The sequence below is a fragment of the Streptomyces sp. NPDC042638 genome (assembly GCF_040647235.1).
In the GTDB taxonomy this organism is placed as follows: Bacteria; Actinomycetota; Actinomycetes; order Streptomycetales; family Streptomycetaceae; genus Streptomyces; species Streptomyces rameus.
The window spans coordinates 1-23,972 of sequence record NZ_JBEZBT010000066.1 but is presented as its reverse complement, the minus strand read 5'-3'; the positions used below and the strand labels follow the sequence as shown (position 1 = coordinate 23,972).

General features: G+C 71.4%; 21 protein-coding genes and 2 pseudogenes. 13 read left to right on the top strand and 10 right to left on the bottom strand.

What is annotated here, in order from left to right; translation table 11 throughout:
- Positions 1–2 precede the first annotated feature (2 nt).
- Positions 3–707: a hypothetical protein gene (locus tag AB0B40_RS33615; protein WP_362267303.1), complete on the bottom strand. Its 705-nt coding sequence runs from the start codon at positions 705–707 to the stop codon at positions 3–5.
- A gap of 430 nt (positions 708–1,137) precedes the next feature.
- On the opposite strand from AB0B40_RS33615, the gene AB0B40_RS33610 reads away from it, so the two are divergent.
- Positions 1,138–1,512 carry a helix-turn-helix transcriptional regulator gene (locus tag AB0B40_RS33610; protein WP_078967726.1) on the top strand — a complete coding sequence of 125 codons (375 nt, stop codon included), beginning with the start codon at positions 1,138–1,140 and terminating at the stop codon, positions 1,510–1,512.
- A gap of 94 nt (positions 1,513–1,606) precedes the next feature.
- Here AB0B40_RS33610 and AB0B40_RS33605 read toward each other — a convergent pair whose 3' ends face one another.
- Entirely contained in the window at positions 1,607–2,005 is a 399-nt protein-coding gene (locus tag AB0B40_RS33605) for a hypothetical protein (RefSeq protein ID WP_362267301.1), read from the bottom strand.
- A 141-nt stretch (positions 2,006–2,146) separates the two neighbouring features.
- Between AB0B40_RS33605 and AB0B40_RS33600 the strand changes: the two genes are divergently transcribed.
- Both AB0B40_RS33600 and AB0B40_RS33595 read left to right on the top strand, forming a co-directional pair.
- Entirely contained in the window at positions 2,147–3,421 is a 1,275-nt protein-coding gene (locus AB0B40_RS33600) for a PP2C family protein-serine/threonine phosphatase (RefSeq protein ID WP_362267298.1), read from the top strand.
- A 96-nt stretch (positions 3,422–3,517) separates the two neighbouring features.
- Positions 3,518–3,967, top strand: a complete 450-nt coding sequence (locus AB0B40_RS33595; RefSeq protein WP_362267296.1) for an ATP-binding protein — start codon at positions 3,518–3,520, stop codon at positions 3,965–3,967.
- A 205-nt stretch (positions 3,968–4,172) separates the two neighbouring features.
- Here the strand turns inward: AB0B40_RS33595 and AB0B40_RS33590 are convergent, their stop codons facing one another.
- Positions 4,173–5,015 carry an RNA polymerase sigma factor SigF gene (locus AB0B40_RS33590; RefSeq protein ID WP_362267294.1) on the bottom strand — a complete coding sequence of 281 codons (843 nt, stop codon included), beginning with the start codon at positions 5,013–5,015 and terminating at the stop codon, positions 4,173–4,175.
- A 224-nt stretch (positions 5,016–5,239) separates the two neighbouring features.
- Positions 5,240–5,458: pseudogene (locus tag AB0B40_RS33585) on the bottom strand (IS701 family transposase); the annotation flags it as partial.
- 796 nt (positions 5,459–6,254) lie between these two features.
- Between AB0B40_RS33585 and AB0B40_RS33580 the strand changes: the two are divergent.
- Positions 6,255–6,977 carry a hypothetical protein gene (locus AB0B40_RS33580; protein ID WP_362267293.1) on the top strand — a complete coding sequence of 241 codons (723 nt, stop codon included), beginning with the start codon at positions 6,255–6,257 and terminating at the stop codon, positions 6,975–6,977.
- 321 nt (positions 6,978–7,298) lie between these two features.
- On the opposite strand, the gene AB0B40_RS33575 is transcribed toward AB0B40_RS33580, so the two are convergent.
- Together AB0B40_RS33575 and AB0B40_RS33570 are read right to left on the bottom strand one after the other, a co-directional pair.
- Positions 7,299–8,921 carry a hypothetical protein gene (locus tag AB0B40_RS33575; RefSeq protein WP_362267291.1) on the bottom strand — a complete coding sequence of 541 codons (1,623 nt, stop codon included), beginning with the start codon at positions 8,919–8,921 and terminating at the stop codon, positions 7,299–7,301.
- 17 nt (positions 8,922–8,938) lie between these two features.
- The gene (locus tag AB0B40_RS33570) at positions 8,939–14,932 is read right to left on the bottom strand and encodes a hypothetical protein (RefSeq protein ID WP_362267290.1); all 5,994 of its coding nucleotides are present in this window, start codon (positions 14,930–14,932) and stop codon (positions 8,939–8,941) included.
- Positions 14,933–15,438: 506 nt separating this feature from the next.
- On the opposite strand from AB0B40_RS33570, the gene AB0B40_RS33565 reads away from it, so the two are divergent.
- Entirely contained in the window at positions 15,439–16,107 is a 669-nt protein-coding gene (locus AB0B40_RS33565; RefSeq protein WP_345052091.1) for a hypothetical protein, read from the top strand.
- Positions 16,108–16,237: 130 nt separating this feature from the next.
- Here AB0B40_RS33565 and AB0B40_RS33560 read toward each other — a convergent pair.
- Positions 16,238–16,582, bottom strand: a pseudogene (locus AB0B40_RS33560) (RNA polymerase subunit sigma-24); the annotation flags it as partial.
- 457 nt (positions 16,583–17,039) lie between these two features.
- Between AB0B40_RS33560 and AB0B40_RS33555 the strand changes: the two are divergent.
- Both AB0B40_RS33555 and AB0B40_RS33550 read left to right on the top strand, forming a co-directional pair.
- Positions 17,040–17,384: a MerR family transcriptional regulator gene (locus AB0B40_RS33555; protein WP_362267286.1), complete on the top strand. Its 345-nt coding sequence runs from the start codon at positions 17,040–17,042 to the stop codon at positions 17,382–17,384.
- A gap of 195 nt (positions 17,385–17,579) precedes the next feature.
- Positions 17,580–18,779: a PP2C family protein-serine/threonine phosphatase gene (locus AB0B40_RS33550; protein WP_345052296.1), complete on the top strand. Its 1,200-nt coding sequence runs from the start codon at positions 17,580–17,582 to the stop codon at positions 18,777–18,779.
- A 122-nt stretch (positions 18,780–18,901) separates the two neighbouring features.
- Here the strand turns inward: AB0B40_RS33550 and AB0B40_RS33545 are convergent, their stop codons facing one another.
- The 3 genes from AB0B40_RS33545 to AB0B40_RS33535 are packed head-to-tail and all read right to left on the bottom strand — an operon-like array spanning position 18,902 to position 20,537.
- Positions 18,902–19,285: a hypothetical protein gene (locus AB0B40_RS33545; protein ID WP_362267284.1), complete on the bottom strand. Its 384-nt coding sequence runs from the start codon at positions 19,283–19,285 to the stop codon at positions 18,902–18,904.
- Positions 19,279–19,956 (bottom strand): hypothetical protein, encoded by a 678-nt coding sequence (locus AB0B40_RS33540; protein WP_362267282.1) that lies wholly within the window; start codon positions 19,954–19,956, stop codon positions 19,279–19,281. The genes AB0B40_RS33545 and AB0B40_RS33540 overlap by 7 nt, the downstream gene beginning before the upstream one ends.
- On the bottom strand, positions 19,947–20,537 hold the full coding sequence (locus AB0B40_RS33535) for an RNA polymerase sigma factor (RefSeq protein WP_345052083.1): 591 nt from the start codon (positions 20,535–20,537) through the stop codon (positions 19,947–19,949). The genes AB0B40_RS33540 and AB0B40_RS33535 overlap by 10 nt, the downstream gene beginning before the upstream one ends.
- A gap of 155 nt (positions 20,538–20,692) precedes the next feature.
- Here AB0B40_RS33535 and AB0B40_RS33530 point away from each other — a divergent pair, with 155 nt between their 5' ends.
- From AB0B40_RS33530 to AB0B40_RS33505, 6 genes are all read left to right on the top strand, one after another.
- Positions 20,693–21,175, top strand: a complete 483-nt coding sequence (locus AB0B40_RS33530; protein WP_345052080.1) for an Asp23/Gls24 family envelope stress response protein — start codon at positions 20,693–20,695, stop codon at positions 21,173–21,175.
- Between the two features lie 72 nt (positions 21,176–21,247).
- Positions 21,248–21,418: a hypothetical protein gene (locus tag AB0B40_RS33525; protein ID WP_345052300.1), complete on the top strand. Its 171-nt coding sequence runs from the start codon at positions 21,248–21,250 to the stop codon at positions 21,416–21,418.
- Positions 21,415–21,822: an Asp23/Gls24 family envelope stress response protein gene (locus tag AB0B40_RS33520; RefSeq protein ID WP_362267278.1), complete on the top strand. Its 408-nt coding sequence runs from the start codon at positions 21,415–21,417 to the stop codon at positions 21,820–21,822. The genes AB0B40_RS33525 and AB0B40_RS33520 overlap by 4 nt, the downstream gene beginning before the upstream one ends.
- A gap of 52 nt (positions 21,823–21,874) precedes the next feature.
- On the top strand, positions 21,875–22,564 hold the full coding sequence (locus AB0B40_RS33515) for a DUF6286 domain-containing protein (RefSeq protein ID WP_345052075.1): 690 nt from the start codon (positions 21,875–21,877) through the stop codon (positions 22,562–22,564).
- A gap of 20 nt (positions 22,565–22,584) precedes the next feature.
- The gene (locus tag AB0B40_RS33510) at positions 22,585–23,193 is read left to right on the top strand and encodes an alkaline shock response membrane anchor protein AmaP (protein ID WP_362267276.1); all 609 of its coding nucleotides are present in this window, start codon (positions 22,585–22,587) and stop codon (positions 23,191–23,193) included.
- 79 nt (positions 23,194–23,272) lie between these two features.
- Positions 23,273–23,428: a DUF6131 family protein gene (locus tag AB0B40_RS33505; RefSeq protein WP_345052071.1), complete on the top strand. Its 156-nt coding sequence runs from the start codon at positions 23,273–23,275 to the stop codon at positions 23,426–23,428.
- The last annotated feature ends 544 nt before the right edge of the window (positions 23,429–23,972 follow it).

The following is a 23,972-nucleotide window of genomic DNA, read 5'->3' as shown; positions in this document are numbered from 1 at the left end:
AGTCACCCCTGCCGACTTCGTGGGCCTGCGGCGACCGCGGACGGTGCTCGGCGCGCACCGGCGGCGAACAGCCAGAAGCCGTCGAGGCCGGCCAGCAGCATGTCGGCGACAGAGGTGGCGCGGTCAGGTGACTCACCCTCGCGGACGCCGTCCTCTACGACGGCGGCGGCAAGGTCGAGCAGCTCCGTGGGTGTCGGCAGGCTGTAGTGGTCACGGAATGCCTCGGGCACCTCGATGTCATTGTCGGTCAGCGTCCGCAGGAGTTCCCGGGACTCCCGTGCGTAGGCCGCGAAGTCAGAACGCAGTGCCAGCGCGGCCTCGACGGGTCCGGCGTGCAGGCACATCCAGGAAACCGCCCTGGGGAAGGCGAACGCGTTGACGTCCTTTGACGGGTCGAGAGCGGAGGAGGGGGACGAGTCCAGAGCCCTCGCGCATCGGTCGAGGCTCGGCTTGAGCGAGCGCAGGGCAGCGTTCAGCCCGGTGAAGAGATCAGCAGCCGGTCCACTCGGGAACCGGGCAAGAAGTACCGCATAGGCCACTGTCTCGTTTTCCAGGCACAGTTGGTCGGCCTGCACCATGCGGCGAAGATCCTGTCGGCCTACCCGGCCGTCACGTGCTGAGCGCAGCAATGCGTTGTCACGCTGCCTGATGATCTGCTCCTGTTCGAAGAGTAACCGTGCTGCAGCGGATGCGGGACCGGTATCCATGAATTCCCTCGTCAGTGATTTTCCTTCTTTGTTCGATGCAGCCGCGAGTGCCCGCGCCTCGTACCCGGAAACAGTGAAGCATTAGGTACCTTCGATACGGCACCAGGTCCTTTGGTCGCTTATTCACCCGTGCCGTCGTAACGGCTCGGCAATCCCGCTCATAATGAGCCACAGACCGGCACGTACGAAGGAGTGCCATCGGGTGGTTCCAGGTGCCACAGGGGCGCTGGCGCACCGGTGGTGTGGGCGGCCTGACGAAGAGGCAGAGACGTGGCGCGGAGGTGGACGTCCACTGGGCAACCAACGCTGACCGGATCGTGGGTTCCCCGTTACACGAACCAGGGAATAACGGCTCTGTCTGTACCGCATATCGGCGTCAATGCCGCTGACCCGTGCGTGAGCAACAGACTCATCCCTCGGGGGCGACGTCATGCCTGACGAAGAAGAACTCTGCTGCCAGGAAATCGCGTGCAGTCTCCGGGCGCTGGTCCGGGATGTCAATGAGATCGTTCGTTTGTTACAGATCCTGGTTCAGGAGCGTCAGCCGGGCTCCGACTCGTCCGTCCCTGAATCCCTGTTGCCCGACAACAGGATCGAATCCCTGACGGACCGCGAGAATGAGGTTTTCCATCTACTGGTGACCGGAATGTCGAACCGTCAGATAGGTCGCACACTCGGTATTGCGGAGCGCACGGTGAAGAATAATCTGCACTCCGTATACCGCAAGTTCGGTGTTACGGGTCGGGCCGAGGCGATCGCCCAGTACTTCGGCGCCCCCGTCGGGCATCCCAGGTCGAGCGGCTGAGACCGTGCCCTATGTGATTGAAGCCCGTCCCACAAGGCCGCGAACCAGGCCGCCTCCGCCTCGGCATCAAGGTCAGGGCGGAAGAGTCCCTGGTCTAGAACGCGCGGACCTGAGCTGTGACCGTGTCGAGCACACAAGTGTGCCGGTCCGTGAAGTATCCGTGGGCGGGGTGGTCGGTCGAGGTCGCCTCCCACAGCATGATCGAGTAGAGGGCAACCGGCTGCGGGTGTGCCTGGCCGTGCAGTGCTCTCCAGCAGACGTTGCCCAGCCGGTCGAAGGCCGTCGCGGGGGTGATACAGGCGGTGTCGGCGTCCGGGTCGCGGCGGTTGAGCACTGCTTGCAGGAGGGCTTCTTCCGTCTCCATCCCCTGCTCGCGAAGCGTTCCGTTGAGCCTCCGGCGCGCATGGACATCCGTGAACGCCAGTTCCGTGAGCTCCGATAACCGCCCCGCATGGGCGAGCAAATCCATGTGCCACAGATGGTTGTCGAGCATGTAGTGATCGGTGGAGTAGCACTCCGTGTGGGCGCCTACCGGCGCGATGGCCGCATCCCAATGCCGGAGCTGTTCCGCTGCCAGGGCCTACTCGAACCACTGCACAGGACGAGTATCGCCAACGCCTTCTTGTACAACGTGGTGCAAGCCCGCAGAGCCGCCGAGGCCAAGGAGAAAGTCGCGCGCGACGATCTCGCCTTCCTGCTTGAGGCCAGCACCCGGCTGACCGCCGGCCTCGACCAGGCGCAGACCCTCCAGCGTCTGGCCCGTCTGTGTGCGCCCAAGCTGGCGCCGCTGTGCGCGGTCGATGTCGTCGAAGCCGGCCGGGTGCGCCGCATCGCCACCGCCGCACCCACCCCGGAGGAGGACGTACTGCTGGCCGCGCACATCCCGGTCTACGACGCCGAAGACGATGCCGTCGCCCGCGTCCTGGCCTCCGGCTTGAGCGAGGTAGCCCGCCGCACCCCCACCGGCCCCGGCCCCTGGCACGACCTGAAGGTCACCGGTTACCTGTGCGTCCCCCTGCTCGACCGCGGCCGTGCCTTCGGTGCCCTGACCCTGCTGACCACCGGGGAGAGCGCCTTCGGCGGCCACACCGTCGCCCTGGCCGAAGAACTCGCACGCCGCGCCGCCTCGGCCGCCCTCAACGCCCGCCAGTACACACAGCGCGTCACCCTGGCCCGTGATCTGCAAGCCGGACTGCTGCTGCCCGAGGTCCCCGAACTGCCGGGAGCGCAGGTCGCCACTTACTACCACCCCGCCGGTGAAGGACTCGACATCGGCGGCGACTTCTACGACGTCTTCCCCCTCAGCGGCCAGACCTGGGCGTTCATGCTCGGCGACGTCTGCGGACGCGGCGCCACCGCCGCCACCACCACCGCACTGGTCCGCCACACCGCCCGCGCCGTCGCCCCCCTCCTGCCGGGGCCGGAGGCCGTCGTCCAAGCGGTCAACAAAGCCCTCCTGGACCGCCCCGACAGCCACGGAACCGGCTTCGTCACCCTCATCAACGGACATCTCACCCCCGCTGCCGATGGTGGGCTCGGGATCACCCTCGTACGCGCCGGCCACACCCTGCCCCTCCACATCTGCGGCAGCCGCGCCCCCCACCTCGTCCAGTGCGAGGGCCGGCTCCTCGGCATCACCCCACACCCTCACCTGGAGACACACCGTCTCCGCCTCCAGCCGACCGAGAGCCTCCTGCTCTACACCGATGGCCTCACCGAAGCCCGCAACCGGCACGGGGAACAGTTCGGCGAAGACCGCCTCATGCACACGCTTGCCACCCAGCGCGACACCGGCCCGGAAGCGATCATCAACGCTCTCACCCGGGCCGTGCACGCGTTCACCGACACCACGGGCATGGACGACGACCAAGCCGCCCTCGTCCTGACAGCAATCCCCACCACCCGGTAAGCCGTCACATGCGTGACGGCGGTACAGCGGGTAGGCGAATACAAGCAAGACCTACCACACGTGAAGAAAAGCCAAGGAAACCACACGGGATCCTCCATGACCACCACGTTCGGTAAACAGACACAGGAAGAGCAGCGGTCGAGGGCGCCGTGGCGCTACGGCGCCGCTTGGGGCACCAGGGGCGCACGCATCGCCGAGGCCCGCCACGCCGTGCGTTCGCTGCTCGCACGGGCGGGACACGATCCGCGCGAGCGTTCCAGCCAGGACGCCCAGCTCGTCGTCAGTGAATTGGTCACCAACGCCTTCCGTCACGCACCCGGCCCGGGTGAACTCTTGCTCGAAGTCACACCGGAAGCCGCCCAGTTGCGGATCAGCGTCCGTGACAGCTCCCCGCTCCCACCCCGTCTCCAGGTGCCGGACGCCGCTCGCATCGGCGGACACGGCCTGCACCTGGTCACCCGGCTGTGCGACCAGGTACGCACCGTCGCCCTCGACTCCGGCAAAAGAGTCGTCGCACACCTGTCCTTGCATCAGCCTGCCGGCTGACCCTCGTGAGCGCCGCGCCCCGAGCGCGGCTGGCATTCCTGCCGGCAGTGGTCAGGCCGGAGACCCGATCGACCTGCGCCATGTGGAAGCTGCCTCTCCACCCTTCGCGACGCCAGTGCCGCCTGCCCCCGATACTCGGAGGAGCCGGACGTGGCTGATGCCCGCCACAACAGCGGCGGGCATCAGGTCGGCACCTCGAACAAGGTCAGCTGGTCGTGAGCATGCCCTCGCGCAGCCTGGCCAGGCACCGGGACAGCAGCCGCGAGACGTGCATCTGCGACACACCCAGATGTTCGCCGATCTGCGCCTGGGTCAGCTCCTCCACGAACCGCATGTGAAGGAGCTTCCGGTCGCGATCGTCGAGTTCGGCGATCATGGGGGCGAGGGCGTGGAAGTCCTCCACCAGCTCCAGCGCCGCGTCCTCGGTACCGATGAAGTCCTGCAGGGCGGTCTCGCCGTCCGCGCTGCCGTTGATCGCGGCGTCCAAGGAGGATGACTTGTAACCGTTGGAGGCCAAGCGGGCCTCGACGACCTCCTCTGCGGACAGGCTCATCAGCTCCGACAGTTCCTTGACCGTCGGATCGCGATCAAGCCGGGTACGCAGCTCCTCCGTGGCCTTGGCGAGCTGGACGCGGGCCTCCTGGAGCCGACGCGGCACATGCACGGCCCAGGTCGTGTCGCGGAAGAAGCGCTTGATCTCCCCGACGATGTAGGGGATGGCGAAAGAGGTGAACTCCGCCTCTCGGGACAGCTCGTACCGGTCGATCGCCTTGATCAGACCGATCATGCCGACCTGGACGATGTCCTCCATCTCCTCCGGCCCTCGGCTGCGGAACCGGCCGGCCGCGTAGCGGACCAGGGACATGTTCATCTCGATCAGCGTGTTGCGGGCGTAGCTGTAGTCCGGCGTGCCCTCCTCCAGGACCGTCAGCTGCTGGAAGAACAGCTTCGACAACTCACGAGCGTCCTTGGGCGCCATCCGGGAAGGATCGGCGACCTCCGGCAACTCGGCCGTCCGCGTCTGCGTTGCCAGCGTGCTGGGCGCCATGCTGTTCCTCTCCCCGCGATCGATCTCATCGTTGCTGCCTGCCGAAACGGCCTGACGACGCTGCGCCTACCCCGTGAGCCCGCACTCACGCTTGCTCTCTAAGCGAACGGAAATGTCGGTCCACTGACTAATAGGACTCCGTTAGGTCTGTCTCGATCTTGACGTCGTGTGTGGCCTGCTGTGCAGGGGTTGTTGGCAGGTGGTGCAGATGCCGGTCCAGTACCTCAGGATGTCCTGGAGGACGTCGTGGGTCTGGTAGAGAGTGAGCCCGGTGTGGGTGCTTTTGGAGCCAGACGCTGTTCGGTGAGAAATGCGTGGGTGGCGGTCACGAGGGCAACGCGGTGGTGCCAGCCGGGCCAGGACCGGCCTTCGAAGTGGTTCAGGCCCAAGCCGTGCTTGAGTTCGCGGTAGTCGTCCTCGATGCGCCAGCGGACCTTGGCTAGGGACGTTACAGGCGCTTGGCGTACAGGGGTCCCCCAATACGGGCGCATCAGGCTGTTAACGGCTACGGCCGTCATGGCGGCGGTGTAGGAACTCGCAGGGATCTTCCCCTATGTCGCCGATTCACCGCCGTGACGCTCATTTGACGCTCCGAGCTCCGTGCGTCTCCCTGACCGAGTGGGAAAAGGGTGCCTGACCTGCTGTTTCGTGCGCAGCCGTCCAGGTCGACACCTTTTCGATGACGCACCACGTGGAGTGCGTGGCGATTCTGGAACCTGCGGCAAAGGGCGCCTGACCTGCTGATTCCCTGATTCCTCAGGCTGCGGCGGGTCGTGAGCGCGGGTCAATCGACTTGTCGGCATAACCCGTCGAGCAGCGCGTTAGGGCCGTTCTTCGGGCCAGGGCCACACGGCGACAGGTCTCGGGTTGACGTGCTCACTGCGCTGGCCGGGATGGGCACGGGGTGCGGTGCGTCGAACGGCCGCGGTGAAGCGGGGATTGCGTCCGCCGATGCGCTCCTCTCTCTGGAGGGCATCCCTGAAGGAGCTGTCGCACCAGGTCCGGAGGGCTTGGCGGCGACTGAGGCAGCGGTCGAGCGACTCGGTAGCGCCAGGGGGAGGACATCGTGGTGGCGGAAGGCGGCGGCGCCGGGGCAGGCAACGTCATCACGGCATACGGCCCGTCCGGCGTCAGGGGCGACTCAGGCGTGCGGGCGCTCGGCGGCTTACCGACCGACCCGGCGGGCCGATCGGGCTTCCCCACATGAGTCTCACCTTTGACGGAGACTGGACTGCGACGGTGACGGACGATCCGCTGTGCGCCACCCCGCGCTTCGACTTTCCGGGGCAATGTGTGCGCATCGCGGAGTACGCCGACGTGGAGGAATGGCAGCGGTTCCGCGGGGAGACCTTCGGCAGCCAGGAGTGGCTGTGGGACGCTCCCGACGAACTCCGATTCGACCGGGCCGACCGACAACTGGTCGGCGCCGGCTTCCGACTGCCTTATGAATGCGCTGCTGCCGAGGACTCGGCCCGCGTTCCGGTCACGCCCGCCGTCCGTCCGGGCGGCCTTCGCGCGGAGGAGGCCCGGGACTTTCGTCTGGAGGTGGCCACGGAACTCCGCCGCGTCCCCGGAGACATCGTACTGACCTGCCCGCGCGACGTTGATGTCCTCGACGAGCCGCTGGAGGCCCGCATCGGCATCGCCCCGGACGTGGCGCTCCTCGTCCAGCACGGGACCGTCGTCGGCTGGAGCCTCACCGACCCCGTCCGGTACCTGACCACCGGATTCGCTGCTCACGACCCCGCCCCGCCGTCCCCGGCCATCCGGCCGCTGTTCACCGAGTGCCTGGACCTGGTCACCACGCCGTTGCTCTACCAGGTGAAGGACCGGGACCCGGCCGCCGTGGCCCGCCTGCAGGCAGCCGACGAGGCCCTGCGCGCCCAGCGCGAGGACCGGCACCGCGCCGACGCCCTCCTCTCGCTCATCGGCAACCTGGTGGAGGACTACGGGAATCGGTGACTCAGAGCCGTGACGGTGCTCCCAGCGGGTTGTCTGCGGGCAGGACGTGATGGTGGCCGGCGAGGAAGCCTTGATCGCTGTCCGCCCGGTTCGGCTCCGCGGAAACGCTGATGGGTACGGTCGTGACGCTCGTTCGGCGACGTCCCGCAGCCGCCTGTCCAGGCGGAGGTGATCCGTTCGGCGCTGGCCCAGGCCGCCCGGACCCTCCCTCTTCCATCGGAGCCTCCATGGGGTGGACGCTCGATGCGCTTCGGCGACCTGTGGACGTGGGAGGGCCTTTCATGCCGGGGACGGGATCAGCTGTCCCGCCCCGGGATCCTCTCACCGCGCGTCGTCCGCCACCCAGTCGCTGGTGAGCGCCTGAGCTACGGCCATGAGCTGCCGATAGGCCAGTGGCTGGAGATGGGAGAGGAAATTGCGGGCGTCGCAGAGGATCTCCAGGCGGCGCTGCTGGTCGGTGGTGAGGGTGAGGAGGCGGGAGGCGCGCTGGAGGTCGGCCACCTCCAGTTCGACGAGCGGGGCGGCGGGGAGCTGCTTCTTGACCTGGTACTGGGAGCGAGCCTGTTCGCGGAAGTAGTCGAGGCTGATCTCCTTGCGCAGGAGGCCGGGGACCAGGTCGATGAAGGCGGTGCGGGCCTCGTCCACCAAGGGCAGCAGGACGCGGTTCTGGGCGTGGCAGACGAGGGTGCGCAGCTCCGTGGAATCCGGGTCGAGCAGGCGGTGACTGAGGACAGGGCGGACATGGCCGTCCCAGCTGTCGACGGCGCCGGTCGACCAGGCGTCGCGCAGCTCCGCGGAGGGGGCGGAGGCGTGAGCGGTGGACATGCGGCGGGGCCAGGTCCGGTCCAGGACGGCCGCCTCGCCGGGGAGGACGTGGGCCAGGGCGCTGCGCAGGGAGTCCAGGTCGCCGCCCTTCCAGGCTTCCCGGAGGGCGAGTGCGCTGTCGATGTCGGGGCCGCACACCTCGGCCACGACCGCGTCGGTCACCCGGTGGAGCAGTGCCTCGGCGGCCCCGGCGTTCGGACGGGGTCGCCAGGCGAGCAGCACCTCGCTGTCGAGGCGGGTCCACACCCGCCACCACCAGTGCAGGGCGACGTGGTCGTGGCTCGGGCCGACGCCGAAGGCGGTGCTGGGCAGGTCGTCCATGCGGGCGGCGATGAGGAAGCGGGGGCGGTGTCCCGCGCCGAGGCCCTCGTCGCGGAAGGTGGCATGGGCGGTGCGGAGCAGTCGGCCCATCTCCTCGGGTGAGTCCTCCTCCCAGCCGCGCACCACGATCAGCGGCGGTGCGCTCGGCAGGGCGTCGTCCTCCGGATCGTCCTCGCCGGGAACGTCGTTCCGCAGCCGGTCCGCCCGCCTGACCAGCTCGTGCAACGGGTCGCCGGTGACCCCGAGTTCCTTGGCCAGGCGCTCGCCAAGCGACATCGGGGCGAGCGCTGCGACGTCCGGGGTCGCACCGCGGTGACCGGAGGGCGGTGGCGGGCCGGCCGGGGCAGTGGCCAGCGAGCCGAGCAGGGCTCCGTAGGGGTCTTCGGCGTCGAAGCCGTCGTCGTCGTGCCAGAGCCCGAAGTGGTCGCCGGCCCCGGCGGACGCGGCGTCCGGCTCGGGCGCGCCGGAGCGCTGGGGCGGGACGGCGAGGGCGCCGCCACGGTCGCCGGTGCGGCCGGCGAGCGCGGTGACGGTGCCCGGGACCGGTATGGGCCCCTCGAACCGGGCGTACAGCTCGCTCAGGAACAGCTCCGCACGCCCGGAGTCGACCATCGGGTCCGGGAAGTACCAGACGCAGCTGCGGCCGGACCTCAGGTCCCGCTCCAGCCGGTCCAGGTGGCGGCGCGGACCGGGGAGGCGCACCAGGTCGCGCTCGGAAGCCGGCGGGGCCGGGACGGCGGCCCCGCGCTCCCGGACCTCCGCCCCCTGCTGACCGTGCGCCCCGCCCGGCTCGTTCACGCCGTGCAGGCCGGCAGTCACAGGTCGCCGCCGATCGCCTTGACGGCCCGGAAGGTGACCGGGTCCAGGGTCTCGCCCTTGCCGGTGACGTCGAGGACGCCGAGGAGGTCGAGGCGGTCCAAGAGCCGTTCCGCGGCGGGCAGCGCGCCCTCGGCGTCGCTCTCGTCGTACAGACGCGCCTCGTGGAAGGCGGCCTGAAGGTCGCCGGCGGCGGCGACGGCGACCCCGGCGCGGTGCTCCTCCTCGGTGTAGAACTGCGCCCAGGTGGCGAGTCGGCCGACGTCGTCGGAGCTCAGGCCCGCCAGCTCCAGGTGGGCCTTGGCACGCTCCGGTACGGTCATCTCGGCGCGCAGCTCGTCGAAGACCTCCTTCTGACGCATACCGGAACGGACCTTGTGCATGGCGAGTTCCACCAGCATCGGCCAGCCGCCGGTCACCTCGATCAGGCTGCGCCGCTCCCGCGGGGAGCCGAAGGGCGACTCGGGCCAGGCGCGCACGCTGTCGACCGTCCACCGCTCGGGGCGCACCAGTCCGGCGGCCGACACCACGCCCGCGGCGGTGTCCGGGTCGCACAGGACGGCGGCGTAACGCCGCGGCACGGACGACGAGCTGTCGGAGCGGGGCTGGGTGACCCGGGTGTGGTCCAGGAGCCGGTCCGTGGCCTCCTGCAGCCGGGCCGTGTCCTGGCCTCTGAGGTCCACGAAGAGCAGTCGGGAGCCGCTCTTGCGGCGGGAGTTGGCCGTGATGAACTCGGTCAGGTCGTCGTCCGGTCCGATGCGCACGACGGCCAGGCCGTGGCCGTCGATGTGGAGCTGGATCCCGCGCTCCACCAGGTCGGCGCTGAGCGCCGGGGTGCAGGGCACCAGCGTGGTGCGGGCCGGGTGGGTGAGGATGTCGCTCAGCTGACCGTCGGTCAGCGGGCTCATCCGCTGCACCCGGGTCCGCCGGTCGGTACCGAGGGAGCGCCGGGCGACGCTCGGGTTGTAGTCGTAGGGCAGGTCGAACTGGGTGTCGCGCAGCTCGTTCTCCAGCTCGGCCTGGGTGCCGAGCATGTTCACCACGTTGGGGCTGCGCATGGCGTAGACACGCTCATCCCCGGGGAGCCGGATCAGCAGGCCCAGATTGACCATCTCCTCCAGGTAGATGGTCAGCTGACGCTCGGAATTGAGCGGGAAGCCGTCCTCCCAGCGCTCGTGGGCGCGCTCGAGGAGTTCGGCGGGCCGGTACCCGTGCCCGTGACCCTGCTCCAAGCTGCGCAGGGCGATCAGCAGGGCGAGGACGCGGTAGCGGTCCTCCAGGTTGATGGTGTAGCGAAGGCGCTCCGCGATCAGCCCGCGGACCTCCTCCATGCCGGCCACCTGCTGGACGTCCTCCCAGGTGATCGGGGCGTGCCGGCCGTCGGCGGGCATGGAGCGATGCTGCATGTAGGCGACCAGGCGGTCGCAGAAGATCTGCAGCAGGTTGGCCTGGTAGTTGGTCAGGCCGAGGATGTGCCAGACGAGGTCGCGGGTCTCGAAGGTGAGACCCACCGCCGCCATGGGCTCCTCCACCAGTTCCACGGCGTCCTGCGGCTTCAGCGGGCCGACCGGCACGTCTCGGCCGCCGTGCGCGGTGACCACGTTGATCAGCCGGTTGAAGCGCTGGACCTGGTGGAGACCGGCGAACACCACTTTGAAGTCGCGCCCGGTGTCCTCCATCAGCCGCTGCAGCCGCTTCACGGTGGGGAACGTGGACTGGCCGCCGCCGGTGTAGACGGCCTGGGCGTCCGCCGTGAGGAAGGCGTCGGCCTCGTCGGCGAGCAGCAGCAGACGGCGCTCGGGCCGCTCCTCGATCCACTGCTGGACCTCGTTCGCGATCACGTTGCCCGGCGCGCGGTCGGCGACGCTCTCGCTGATCACCCCGCGCCGCTTCAGCTCGGCCAGCAGCATCCGCCAGATGCCCTCCGGTGGCTCCGCGTGCCCGATGTCGGCCTTCATCAGGTCGACGTACACGGCGACCCGGTTCTCCCGGTCGTCCTTCTGGAACACCTCCACGGCCTGCCTGAGCAAGGACGACTTGCCGAGCTGGCGCCCCCCGAAGAGGAAGATCGGCCCCTGCGGGTCGAGGACGGCGCGCATCTCGTCGGTGCGGCCCTTGAACACCTCGGGCGGCACCAGACCCGCGACATGCGGGGTGTAGGGGGTGTAGCCGGTCCACGGCAGGGTGACCTGCTGGACGGCGCGGAAGGAGCGCGGCGCGTGCGCGGCCACCCAGCCGACGACGGCCGGGTCGACGACCAGCGCCTGGTGGCTCCGGCCCCGCGACTCCTGCGCGAGCCGGCGACGTCCTTCGACGCCCAGCGGCTGCGTGTACAGAATGATGTTGGCCTCGATCGCCGATGCCGGCAGATGGCGCAGCGGGCCCTCGCCCCGCAACTCGTCGGTGATGACGACGACCTTGTACATGCGGCGGGCGTGCGAGCCGAGGGCGGCGACGTAACCGGGCGTGCTCTCCGTGATGTCGGCCCGCACGCTCAGCCGGGTGACGCCCCACCTGGCCTCTTCCACGTTGGGCTGGGAGGCGTTCAGGCCGAGCAGCCGCAGTACGCTGACTACCGCCTTGCCGACCTTCCGGGCGTCCATCGCCTGCCCGAGCCGGTCCCAGGCGTCGAGGCCGGAGAGGGCGTTCTGCACCAGCGCCTCGCCCGAGGCGTAGTGGTCCGCCCACCAACGGGCGCTGCCGCCGGACGAGTCGGGCCTGGGTGCGTCCGGGTGGGCCACGCCCGCCAGGAAGCGGGAGAGGACTTCTCCGGCCGGCTCGGCCGGCCCCGGCAAGGGCTGCCCCCGGCGGGCGAACGTCAGGAGCTCCTCCGCCGCCACCGTTTCACCGCGGTCCAGGAGATCGCGGATCCGGCTCGCGTCCTGCTCCGTCAGCCGCACCTGCCCGAGCTGGAGGCGCAGATCGTCGCTGCGCTCCTGCTCCAAGAGGCGCAGGTCCCCGGCGACCTGCCCGACGGCGCGCAGGCGCTCTCCGAAGCTCCCGCCGTGGCCCTCGCCCTCCAGGTCCAGCAGACGGCCGGTGAACTCGCGCTCCACCTCGTGGGTCAGCAGGTTCTGCGCGCGGACCCGGGCCAGGGCCAGCTGGGCGCTGCGGTGCTCCTTGGCGCACCGGTCCTTCCACCGGCCGGCCGCGTCGGAGAGCGCCTGCCGCTGCTCGGCGAGCTGGACTGCCGTGAGCTCGGCACCGGGCACCTCGCCCCGGGAGATCCGGTTCAGCAGGCGTTCGGCAAGGTGCAGGTCACCCTGGGTGCGGTGCCAGGCGAGGGCACGGGCCGGGTCGTTCGGGCCGAGCATGTCCGCGAGCACGGAGAACGCCTGCGGACCGGCGACGTCGGGCAGGTACCTGCCGTCCTCCGAGCGCCAGGACAGGCCCGGCAGCATCAGCAGCGCGTCCGCCGGCGGCGGGAAGCGGACGTCCTCGTCCCTGGTCCCGGGCGTGTAGGACCGGTCGAGCCACCGCACCAGCAGGTCGAACAGCGCGCCGCTCACACCCGGGGGCCGCCCCGCCTCCCTGGCGGCCTCGAGCGCCGCCGGCAGCTCAGGACCGATGACACCGCTGCCCGGCGCCGTCGGCGCCTCGGCGGCGCGCAGGGCAGCCTTCAGGAGGTCCTGGACACTCTTGACGTGCGTGCGGAGCTGAAGACGGGCGCCGGAGTGGATGTCGTTCTTCGCCTGCTTGGTGGTGCGCTTGACCCGGTCGGTGTCATCGATCAGACGGTCCGCGGCATCGGCGCGCCGGAAGTGCTCCTCCATCAGCCCGGACAGCTTCTCCGCGCCGGACTTGCCGCCCTTCCTGGCCCACTCCTCGATGGCTTGCAGGGTCTCGCCGAGTACCCCTTCGGGCCCGGCCAGCGCCTGCAGTACGACCGTGGCCCGCTGGTAGCGGATCCTCCGCTTCGGCAGGTCGACCGCGAGCTGACGGGCCTGGTCGGCGATTCTCTCGAACCGGTTGGCCTCAGCGGCCCCGACGCCGGCGCGCAGACCACCCGGCTTGATCTCCGCGCCCTTGCGTACGGCGAGCACCAAGCCGTCGAGAGCCCTCGCCCAGGGGTCCGGAAGACCGGGGACGCACGTGTGGTCGCCGGTGAGGACGCTGCTCGCCCAGTGAGCCGAGATGCCGCTGCGTACGGCTGCCGTCAGCAGCATGAAATGCGCTTCGCGGTCGTCCTCCAGGGGACGGCTGCGCGTGACGGCGTCCAGGAGCTCCTCGGCCTTCACCTGCAGGTCGGAGGCTGAGGCGGGCGAGTCGTGGAACGCGGCGTCCGCGAAGGCGAGGGCGAGTGTGCGGACCTCCGACGCGCCGGCGGCACGGCTCACCCAGTACGCCTCGGCGAGCCGACCGCCGGTGACCAGGGCCTCCACGGTGGCTTCGGCTCCGGCCCAGCCGTCGGCCGGGGCGGGAGTGGATTCGGCTCCGCCCCAGCCGTCGGCCGGGGTGGGAGTGGCTTCGTCGGCGCCGGGCTCGGTGCGGGAGGACGCGGGGGGCCGGGGTGCGGTGGGGGCAGGGGCCTCGCGCGGAACCTCGCCGGTCCGGCCCGCGTCCTCGTGGGGCTCGCCCGAGCCGGGGGAAGCGGGCTTCACCCGGACTGGGGCGGCGCCGGTGTCCGGGGCCGCCGTCTCGTCGGTCCGGTCGACGGCTTCGGCCTCAGGGCCGGGCATCGCGGCCTCCGTTGTCGCTGTCGCGACCGGTTCCGGGGTGCTGCCGCTGCTGAACGGGCTCCCGGCTCCTTTGCCCTGAGATGCGGGCGTGTCGTCCTGTCCGCGCACCTCGTGGTCCGCGCCGGACGGCAAGGCTTCGCTCTCCGGGCCGAGGGTCCTGTCCTCGGGAGCCGGGCCAGGGTCGGGACCGGGGGCCGGCCCCGGATCCGTCTCACCGCTCCCTTCGTCCAAAGACACACGGTCCGCAGCGGCGTCCGTCGCGGAGCCGCTCTCCGCGACGGACGAGGTGGTGTCGGCCACCGGGTCACCACGGAGCTCATGGAGCTCATGGAGCTCACGGAGCTTCCGGTCGAACTGCGCGACCTGGTCGACGAGGGTCTGCCGCATCAGGTCACTGACGGCCTGCTCCAGCAGTCCCACCGCCTCGTCGCGCGCCTGCACGACCTTGGCGATCTCCTGAGCGATCCGTTCCCGTTCCCGTTGCTCCTCGCGCAGCCGCTCGGTCAGCGCCGCGGCCTCGGGCCAACCGGCATCCGGACCCCAGGGGCCGGAGGGCTCCGCGTCTTCGGCCGCCGCCGGTACCGCCTCCGCGAATGCCTCGGCCAGGAACCGCCGCTCTCGCGTCCAGGACGTCACGGCGCCCAGCAAGGCCTCGTCTCCGTCTGGCCGCCGTCCTTCCCTGACGGCAGCGGCGAACTCCTCCAGCCTGTCGACGAGTTCAGCGGCTTTCTCGCGAAGCGCGGTGGTTCGCCGCGACAGGACGTCAGGGTCGGGCACAGCCGGTGCCTGGGTCACCGCCACCGAACCGGCGCCCTCGCCGGCCGCCGCCTCATCACGCCGCATCGCCGCGGCGCAGCACGGGCGCTCCCAGATGTCGGCCGCCACCGGTTCTCCCTCGCCGGCCGCGGCCTTCCAGAGTTCCTCGGCATGGCTCTGAGTGAACCGGTGAGCCGGCAGATGTGACGCGAACGTCAGCCCGTGCACCACCAGTTGCGCGAGTTCGGGCGGCAGCATCTCGAGCATCCGGACCAGCTGATCGAGGTTCGGATCCGCAAGAAAGTCGCCCTGCCCCACTTCCACCAGCTGCGAGCAACCGACACTCAGGCCGCAGTAGCACAGGTTGTGCAGAACGTCCTCCGGAGCCCGGCTGATCCAGAGCCGCGCGCCCGGCGGTCGCCGACGAGCCGCGGGGGCGGGAGCACCGGGGTAGTTCAGGAGTGCCGGACCATGAGCCTTCTCGACGTGGCGCATCATCCGCACCACCAGCTGCGGCCTCCCCAGAAGCCACTGCCGGAACCTAGAAACGGAATGCATCGCCCAGCCCCCTTGCGTCCCCGGTGCTCAGCTCGTGGTCAGCAGATCGGCACCCCGCAAGCCCCCACCCATGGGTCGCCCCTGCCGGACCTCGCACCGTTAAGTGTGATGTGCAGCAGTCTTATCAGAGGACACCGGACATTGAGCAGTCGTCAGCACGGAATCCGTGCTCCCGGAGCTGCCGCGACCTCCCGTGGGCCACACTTCCCCTGTCGCTCCCGCCGACCGCCCGATGCGTTCCTCCGCCGAACCTCGAACGGCTGCGCCGGATACGCTCGTCGCCGGCGCCACCGACCTGGTCGGCACGCCGACCGAACTCGTTCGCGTGTGACGAGCGTTGACGTTCCCACGAGACCGGCGACATCGCCTGGCGCACCCGGAGCACCCCCGGCAGCGCGAAACCGATGAGGCAGTGATCACTGATGAAGCTGATGTTCGACGGCGGTTGGTGTGCGACCGTGACGGACGGGCCGCTGCATGTCAGGCCCCGCCTCACGGCAGGTTCCGTGCGCGTCGCGGAGTACGCGGACGTCGTCGGACGGGAAAGGTTCCGCGCGGACACGTTCGGCAGCGAGGACTTTCTGTGGGACGACCCCGACGACCTCAGGTTCCACCGAGCGGACCGGCGGCTGGCCGGGGCGGAGTTCCGGATGCCGAAGGAGGCCGCCTCCGCCGAGGACTCCGCCCGCCTCCCCCTGACGCCCGCGGTGCGCCCGGGCGGGCTGAGGGCGGACCAGGTCCAGGACTTCCGGCACGAGATGTGCACAGTGCTGTGCCGGGCTCCCGGAGATGCCGTGCTGACAGGTCTGCGTGATCTCGATGTGCTGGACGAGCCGCTGGAGGCCCGTGTCGGCATCGCCCCGGACGTTGCGCTCCTCGTCCAGCACGGCACAGTCGTCGGCTGGAGCCTGACCGACCCCGTCCGGTACCTGACCACCGGGTTCGAGGCTCCTGACCCGGCACCGCCGTCCGATCGCACCCGCCGACTGTTCACCGAGTGCCTGGACCTGACCACCACCCCTGTGATCGACGACCTGATGGACGGCGAGCCGGCCGCCCTGGGCCGGCTGCGGGCCGCCGACGAGGCGCTGCGTGCTCAGCGCGAGGACCGGCGCCGGGCCGACGCTCTGCTCTCGCTCATCGCCAACCTGGTGGAGGACTACGGGAACCGGTGACCTCGGAGCCGTGACGGTGCTCCGTGCGACGCTCGGGTTTCCTGACGTGATGTCGACGTGCTCCGCGGTGAGCGACCGCTGTCGCCGCGAGGGCGCGCCCGGTGCCGTACGGGGATGTCCGGGCGTGCCCTCAGTGATCCGGGCGGGCGTTGAGGCGGGCGGCCTGGCGTGTCAGGTGGTCGCGTTCGGCGAGGTCGGGTGCCTTGTGGGCCGCCTCGGCGTACAGCCGTGCCGCCGTCGCCAGGTCGCCGTCGCGTTCGTGCAGGTATGCCGCCACCGCGGTGTGGCGGGGCAGTGAGGCGTCCAGCGCCGCGAGGGCCGCCAGGCCGGCGCGCGGCCCGTCGGCCTCCCCGACGGCGACCGCGCGGTTGAGGCGGACGACCGGGCTGTCGGTCAGGCGCGTGAGTTCGTCGTACCACTCGAAGATCTGGACCCAGTCGGTCTCCTCGGCGGTGGGCGCGTCGGCGTGGAGTGCCCACCCGCAACGACATCCACCGACCCGGAAGAAAATCTATCGCGGAGACAGTAGACATTGGCTCGTCGCAGGGTTACTGTTTCTTGCGTAACCAGGAAGTCGAAATGGGTACGGCAGACATGAACTGCCGTGCGAGCAGGGATGGAAGGACACGGCCCCAGGGGGGTCGTGAGCAGTACCCGTGTTATCCAGCAGTACAGCCCAGCAATCGAAGGTGAGGAGTCGAACGCCATCAGGATCGCCCGGGCGAGGAAGCAGTCCGCCCGGGTCCGCAGGCCCCGGATTGGAAGGTGGTCCCCGGTCACGCATCCGCGATCCCCGCAGCCCCGCCCTCCCGGGCGGCACCTGCGGAAGAAGAAGCCCGGCACAGACTGCCGGTAGATGGTGTTGAAACCTCGGGGCCCGGGTGCCAGTACGGCACCCGGGCCCCCCGACGCGTTCTCGAAAGAAGAGGTCTATGCCCCCAGCCAGCCCCCGTCCCGTCGACAACCTCGACGACGACGACTACCCCGCCTACACCATGGGCCGGGCCGCGGAGATGCTCGGCACCACCCCGGCCTTCCTCCGCACCCTCGGCGAACACCGCCTGATCACCCCGTTGCGCTCCGAAGGCGGTCACCGCCGCTACTCCCGCTACCAGCTGCGCATCGCCGCACGAGCCCGCGAACTGGTCGACCAGGGCACCCCCATCGAGGCCGCCTGCCGCATCGTCATCCTCGAGGACCAGCTCGAAGAAGCCCAGCGCATCAACGAGCAACTGCGCGCCCAAGGCCACCGGCCGCAGCCGAAAACCCCGGCCTGATCAAGGTGCCGGGCGCCCGCCGAGCCCCTGACCGCCGGCGAACGACGCTCCCCGCCGCCCGCTCGCGGCGGCGCAGCCGGAGCGCCCCCGGGACCCGCGTCGGTTGACGCCCGCCGCGGCGGCTTCCAAGCTGGTGGGAAGGGGCTGGTGGAAGGGGCCACGGCCGTGGGACATGGGCATAGTGGGTATCCCTCGCTGCTGACGGCGGTGGAGCGGGCGGCGCCGACGGAGGCCGTCGACGTGGTCGCGGAAGACCTGCGGCGGCGTTTCGAGGCCACGAAGGTCTCCTTCCTCATCGCGGATCTCACGGGGAAGGCGCTGGCGCGGCTGTCCACGGCCGGGGTGTCGGAGGACGGGAGGGAGGCGGAGCGGATCCCCTTGTCCGGCAGCGTGTACGAGGTCGTGATCCGCACGCAGAGGCTCTATCAGGAGGCGACGGGCCAGGGGCAGCGGGTGGTCGTGCCGGTCACCAACCGAGGGGACGCCATCGGGCTGCTGGAGCTGCTCCTGCCGGCCGCCCCCGACGGGGGTGTCCTGAAAGCGGTCGGGGAAGCCGCCCACGTGCTGGCCTACATCGTGATCGCCGACGGGCGCTTCACCGACCTGTACACCTGGGGCAAACGCTCCCGGCCGCCCACCCTGGCGGCAGAGATCCAGTACCAGCTGCTGCCCCAGTCACTGTCGTGCGAGGCCGCACAGTTCACACTGTGCGGGAGTCTGGAACCCTCCGAAGCCCTCAGCGGCGACACCTTCGACTACGCCCTGGACCGCGACACCCTGCACGTGTCGGTGACCGATCCCATGGGCCACGACATCGACGCGGCCCTGGCCGCCACGGTCCTGGTGGGCGCCCTGCGCGGTGCCCGCCGGGCGGGCGTCGGCCTGGCCGAGCAGGCCCACCTGGCCGACCAGGCGCTGGCCGACCACAACCGCGGACACGCCACGGGGCAGCTGCTGCGCGTCAGCCTCCACACCGGGCGGGCCCGGCTCGTCAACGCCGGCCACCCCTGGCCCCTGCGCATGCGCGAGGGGATCGCGGAGACGATCACCTGTGAGGTGGACCATCCCTTCGGGCTGTCCGTGCGCGTGCCCCACCCTTATCGCGTTCAGGACATCGATCTGCGCCCCGGTGACCGTCTGCTCATGCTGACCGACGGCATGCTCGAACATCATGGCGCGAAGGTCGACCTGCCTGCCCTGTTGGAGAGGACCCGGGATCTGCACCCACGCGAGGCCGCGCTGACCCTGACCTCAGCGGTCCTGGACGCGGCCGGCGGCCGGCTCGAGGACGACGCCACCGTGATGTGCCTGGACTGGCACGGCCCCCAGCGGACCCAGCGACACGTCAGCTCCGGCGCGGACACCCGGCAGGCCTCGGCCGCCCGCACGAAGTAGCGGTGGCCGCGGGTCCGCGCCGGCGGTCCCTTCCGGCAGTCCTCCCGGCCGGGAGGCCCGCTCTCGTGGGATCGGCCGCATGAGGGCCGCGTCAGGGCGGCATCAGGCTGCGGGAGAACCGCTCACGCCACGTCGCGCCGGCCGGCGATACGGGTCACCGTGACCTCGACGGTGACCCGCTCCACGTCACCGAGGGCGGTGAGGTGGGAGGCGGCGGCGAACGCCACCCGGTCGTGGACGTCCTGAGCGATGTCCAGCGCCCGCCGGTCCGCGGTCAGGACGCAGCGCACCTCGATGCGCCATCCCGAGCCGTCCGGCGCTCGGTCGGCGCGGACGGCTGCCTCGGGCGGCGGTGCGCGGTGAGACGTGGTGTCCGTCCGGGTGGGTGCGGCGGCCGCGGCGAGGCGTTGGGCGAGGCGGGGCTGCAGGCCGGCCACGCCGGGAACCGCGAGGGCTGCCTCGGCGGCGACTTCCGTGAGGGCGGTCGTGCGGAAGGTGGTCACCACGCACCACCGCCTGCCGGGAGGCCGTGGGCGGGCGGCGGCTCCGGCTCCAGGACGTCGACCACGGTGACGTCGACCACCGTCACCGCCAGACCCAGTTCCTGTCCGGCCGAGTGGAGGACCGATCGGCGCACCTGCCGGACCCGCTCGGGCAGCGGGCGGTCGAGAGCGGCGGCCAGTGTCATGGCCACCCGCACACCGGTGCCCGGCCCCTCGGGTACGAGCCGGCAGGTCGCGGCCCTGGCGCCGGGGACCGTGTCCGCCGCCCGCCGCAGGACCTTCGCCGCGGTGTTCTCGGCGATCCGCAGGTCCCGGCCGGGGTCGGCCAGGGGCAGCAGCCGCCCGAGCCGTACCTCTGCCCTGACGACGGCCATGACGCGGTCGGCGAGTGCGTGCAGGCCGGAAGTGTCCTCGGCACGCAGCGCGCGGGCGGCCGTCTTCGCCGTGGCGAGTCCCTCGACGGCCTCGCGGCAGTACGGACAGGAGACGGTGTGCGGGTCCACGCCCGGCGGGGCGTCGCACGCCTGCTCCCAGACCCGGCTGAGCAGACGGCCGCAGGGCAGCACCTCATCACCTGCGAACGGGAACGCGTCGTCGTCGCCGGCCGGGGCGGTGCGCGGCCCGCCGGTGCCGGGGGGTTCGCAAGGCCGTGCGTGGGGGTCGTCTAGCGCCATGGGCCCATCGCCTCCTGCAGGGATCGGCGTGCCCTGAACAGTCTGCCCCGCACGGTCTGTTCGCTGGTCCGCGTCACGTGGGCGATCTCCTTGTAGGACAGGCCCTGCACCTCGCGCAGGATCCAGCAGATCCGCTGTGCGGTGTCCAGCTCGGCGAGCGCCTGGGAGAGGGCGGCGGTGGCCGCGTCCTGCTCGGCGGCCCGGGCGGGCTCGCTCCAGGCGTTCGCCGCCGCGGGTTCGGTGACCGTGTCCAGGGGGAGGGGCGGCGGCCGGCGCCGGAGCATGGTCAGACAGCGGTTGACGGTGATCCGGTACACCCACGTGCGGAACTCCGCGTTGTGGTGGTAGTCCGGCAGTCGCCGCCAGGCGCTGACGAAGGCGTCCTGTACCGCCTCCTCGGCGTCCTGGGGGTTGCCGAGCATGCAGCGGGCCAGGGCCAGGAGGGGCCGGCCGTGCCGCCGGACGAGAACGGCGAAGGCATCCTCGTCTCCTTCGGCCGCCCGTACGGCCAGCAGCCGGTCCGGCAGGTCGTGTCCCACCGGGTCGCGGACCGGCGGTGGGGAAGCAGTGCGTTCGATCATGGCGTTCCCACGCAGGACTTGGACCCTCCGGGTACCCGAGGGGTTCTCTGTGATGCACGTCACACTGGATGTGTGTGAGGAACGCGCCGCCTCCGATGTCCAACTCTTCGACGGGTGCCGCACCGGTGCCCGGCCGACCGAACGAGGCGACCGCCATGACGGAGAACATCACCAGCGTCGGCGGGGGCAGCCGGCCCGACGCGGGCGTGAGCGCGCTGAAGGGCCGTACCGGGGCCGGGACTCCGGCCGAGACGCGGGGGAGGACCACGATCGCGGACGGGGTGGTGGCCAAGATCTCGGGCATGGCCGCCCGCGAGGTACCGGGCATCCACAGCCTGGGAGCGGGGATGGCCCGCGCGCTCGGCGCCGTGCGCGAACGCGTCCCCGGGGGAGGCGGAGCGGTCACGCGGGGAGTGAAGGTGGAGGTCGGTGAGCGGCAGGCCGCCATCGACCTGGACGTCGTCGTCGAGTACGGCGTCTCCATCGTGGACGTCGCCGGCGGCGTCCGCACCAACGTGATCAGCGCCGTTGAGCGGATGACGGGGCTGGAGGTGGTCGAGGTGAACATCGCCGTCGACGACGTCCACCTGCCCGACGAGGAAGAAGAGGCCGAACCGGACGAGGGCCGTGTGAGGTGATCCACCGCCGCGCCCGGCAAGGGCGTGGTGATCGCGCGAACGGCGACGTACGTCCGCCAGACGGGTGAGTGCATGATGAGCGCAGCGACGACGGGCCTCGCGGCCGGAGTGGCCCTGGGCTTCGCCGGCTACTTCGGCGGTTTCTGGGCGTTCCTGCTGGTTCTGGTGCTGGGTGCGGCGGGGCTGATCGTCGGTCTCGTCCTCCAGGGCGACCTCGACCTCCGGTCCCGGAGGCAGCGGTGACGACCCGGCCCGGTTCCCCCGGGGCGGGGTCGGGCACACCGGTGCCGGCCGCCGGACTCCCGCCCCCGGCCGAGCGGGGCGCCACCGTCATCCCGGACAGGGTGGTCGCCCGTATCGCCGCCCAGGCCGCACGCACGGCCCAGGCGCGGCGCGCAGCGGTACCGCCCGACCGGAGCGCACCGATGGCACCGAGCGCCTCCGCCGCCGTCCGAACCGGATCGGTGCGCCTGCATCTGACCATGGACCTGCCCTACCCCACCGACATCCCCCGTGTCTGCGAGCGGATCCGGCGGGACGTCTCCGAACGGGTGGCTCAGCTGACCGGCTTGCGGGTGCGGGAAGTCACCCTCACCGTCCGGCGGCTGGTGCCCGCGGCCGACGCGAGCCGGGGGCGGGTCCGATGAGCGGCCGCGCCGCCCGCGTCGCCGGGCAGGCCGCGTGGGAAGGGGGCTCCCGATGACCTCCGGCTCCGCCTCGTCCGAGCACCCTCCCACCGTGCCGCTGACGAAGGACCCCGATCCCTCCGGACGCGAGGCACGGGACCCAGGGCCCGGGCCCGGCGCACCTCCCGACGAGGCGGCCGGCGGTCGTGACCGGGGAAGCCGGACCCGCCGGCCGTGGTCACAGCGGCGCGTCCCGGCCGGCCTGGTCGCCTCGGTGATCCTCGTGGCGGCGGTCGCGGCGCTGGTCGACGTCATCGCCGTACGGGCGGGGCGCCCGGCGGCGGCCTGGCGGCGGCGCCTGGCCGACGAACTGGCCACACGCTCCGTGGACGACGTCTGGATGCTCACGGGAGCCGCCGTGGCCGCCGCCGTCGGCCTCTGGCTGATCCTCCTGGCCCTCACTCCCGGACTACGCCGCTGGCTGCCGCTGCGCTGCCCCGCCGACCGCCCTCGGCTGCGGGCCTCCCTGGACCGCGACGGTGCCGCCGCCGTGCTGCGCGACGCCGCCATGCGGGTCCCGGGAGTCGGCGCGGCGCGCGTCCGGCTGCGCCGCCACCGCGTCACGGCCCACGCCGACGTCCGCTTCCGCGACCCCCGTCAGGTGAGGGACGACCTCACCGCCGTCCTCCACGAGGAACGCGACCGGCTGGCCCTCGCCCACCCTCCCCGCATCGCCGTACGGGTGCGGCGACGCGACGACTGACCGACCCCGGAGCCCGCACCATGACGCCACGCCCCGTACTCAACCGCAGTCTGCTGGCCCTCACCGGACTGGTCCTGCTCGGCGGCGGACTGCTGATCCTCTTCGCCGGGCTCGACCTCTACCGACGGCTCGGACTCAGCCCGCCTGCCGGCTGGCCCCTGACCGCCCCGGGCGACGTCCTGCTCGGTTCCGCCGACCGGGTCCGCTGGAGCCACCAGGGCTGGTGGTGGTGGCCCGCGGTCATCGCCGCCCTCGTCCTCGTCGCCCTGCTCGCCCTGTGGTGGCTGCTCGCCCAGCCGGGGCGGCGCCGTCCCGGAGCGCTGCCCGTCGGCGGCACGCCCCCGCAGGAAGGCGTCGAACTGCGCGACCGCGCGCTCAGCGACGCGATCGCGAGCGAGGCCGCCGCTCTGCCGGGGGTCGAGCACACGGCCGTACGGATCACCGGCCGGCCCTCCCGCTTCCGCACCCATGTCAGTCTCACCCTGACCCCTCAGGCCGCGCCCGGCGACACTCTCGGTGCCCTCTGCGAGGGCCCGCTGCACACCGCCGGCCGTTCCACCGGCATCCCTGACATGCCCACCGAGGCCCGCCTGCACGTCGCCCGCCACAGAGCGCGCCGCGCGCAGTGAGGAGGAGACCCACCGTTACCCCGCCCTCGCGCTCTCTCGCAGGCGCAGGGCACCGACACCGCTCCCCGAGGGAGACATCATGATCGTCCTAGGCATCATTCTGCTCGTCGTCGGCTTCGTCACCGGGATATCCATCCTGTGGACCATCGGGATCATCCTGGTGGTCATCGGAGCCATCCTGTGGATCCTCGGCGCGATGGGACACGCCGTCGCAGGCCGACGCCACTACTGGTGATCGAGGCCGGAGCGGGGGGCCCGGTCCGGCGGGCGGCGAACGGGAGGCGGGCAGGCCGGCGCACGCCGTAGACCTCGCCGAGGCGTACGGGGCGGCGGAGGCCGCGGGGGAGCGGCGCGATGCTCGCCGGCCGACGGCTCCCGGGCCGCCGCGGATCGCTTCCCGGACGCGGCCGGTCCGACGGCGTACACGCACTCGCTCGGCCCGTCCGGCCGAGCCCCGCCCTGGCTGTCGCCGGGCCGGTGTTCTGCGTGGCGTCGCGTGGTGGGCTGTGCTCTGGCTGTCGCCGGACCGGTGCTCTGCATGGCGTCTCGCGGTCGGCTGTGCCCCGGTTCTCGCCCGGCAAGTGTTCCGGGCGGCGTTGCCCGTCCGGCCGAGCCCCGCCTTGGCTGTCGCCCGGCCGGTGTTCCGCGCGGCGTCGCCCGGTCGGCTGTGCCCCGGCGGTCGCCCGCCCGGGCTACCCGTACGGCGGCCCGCCCGGACCACCGCACGGCGCGCCCCGGCAGTCGTCTGCCCGGCCTACCGTACGGCCTGTCCCGCCCGG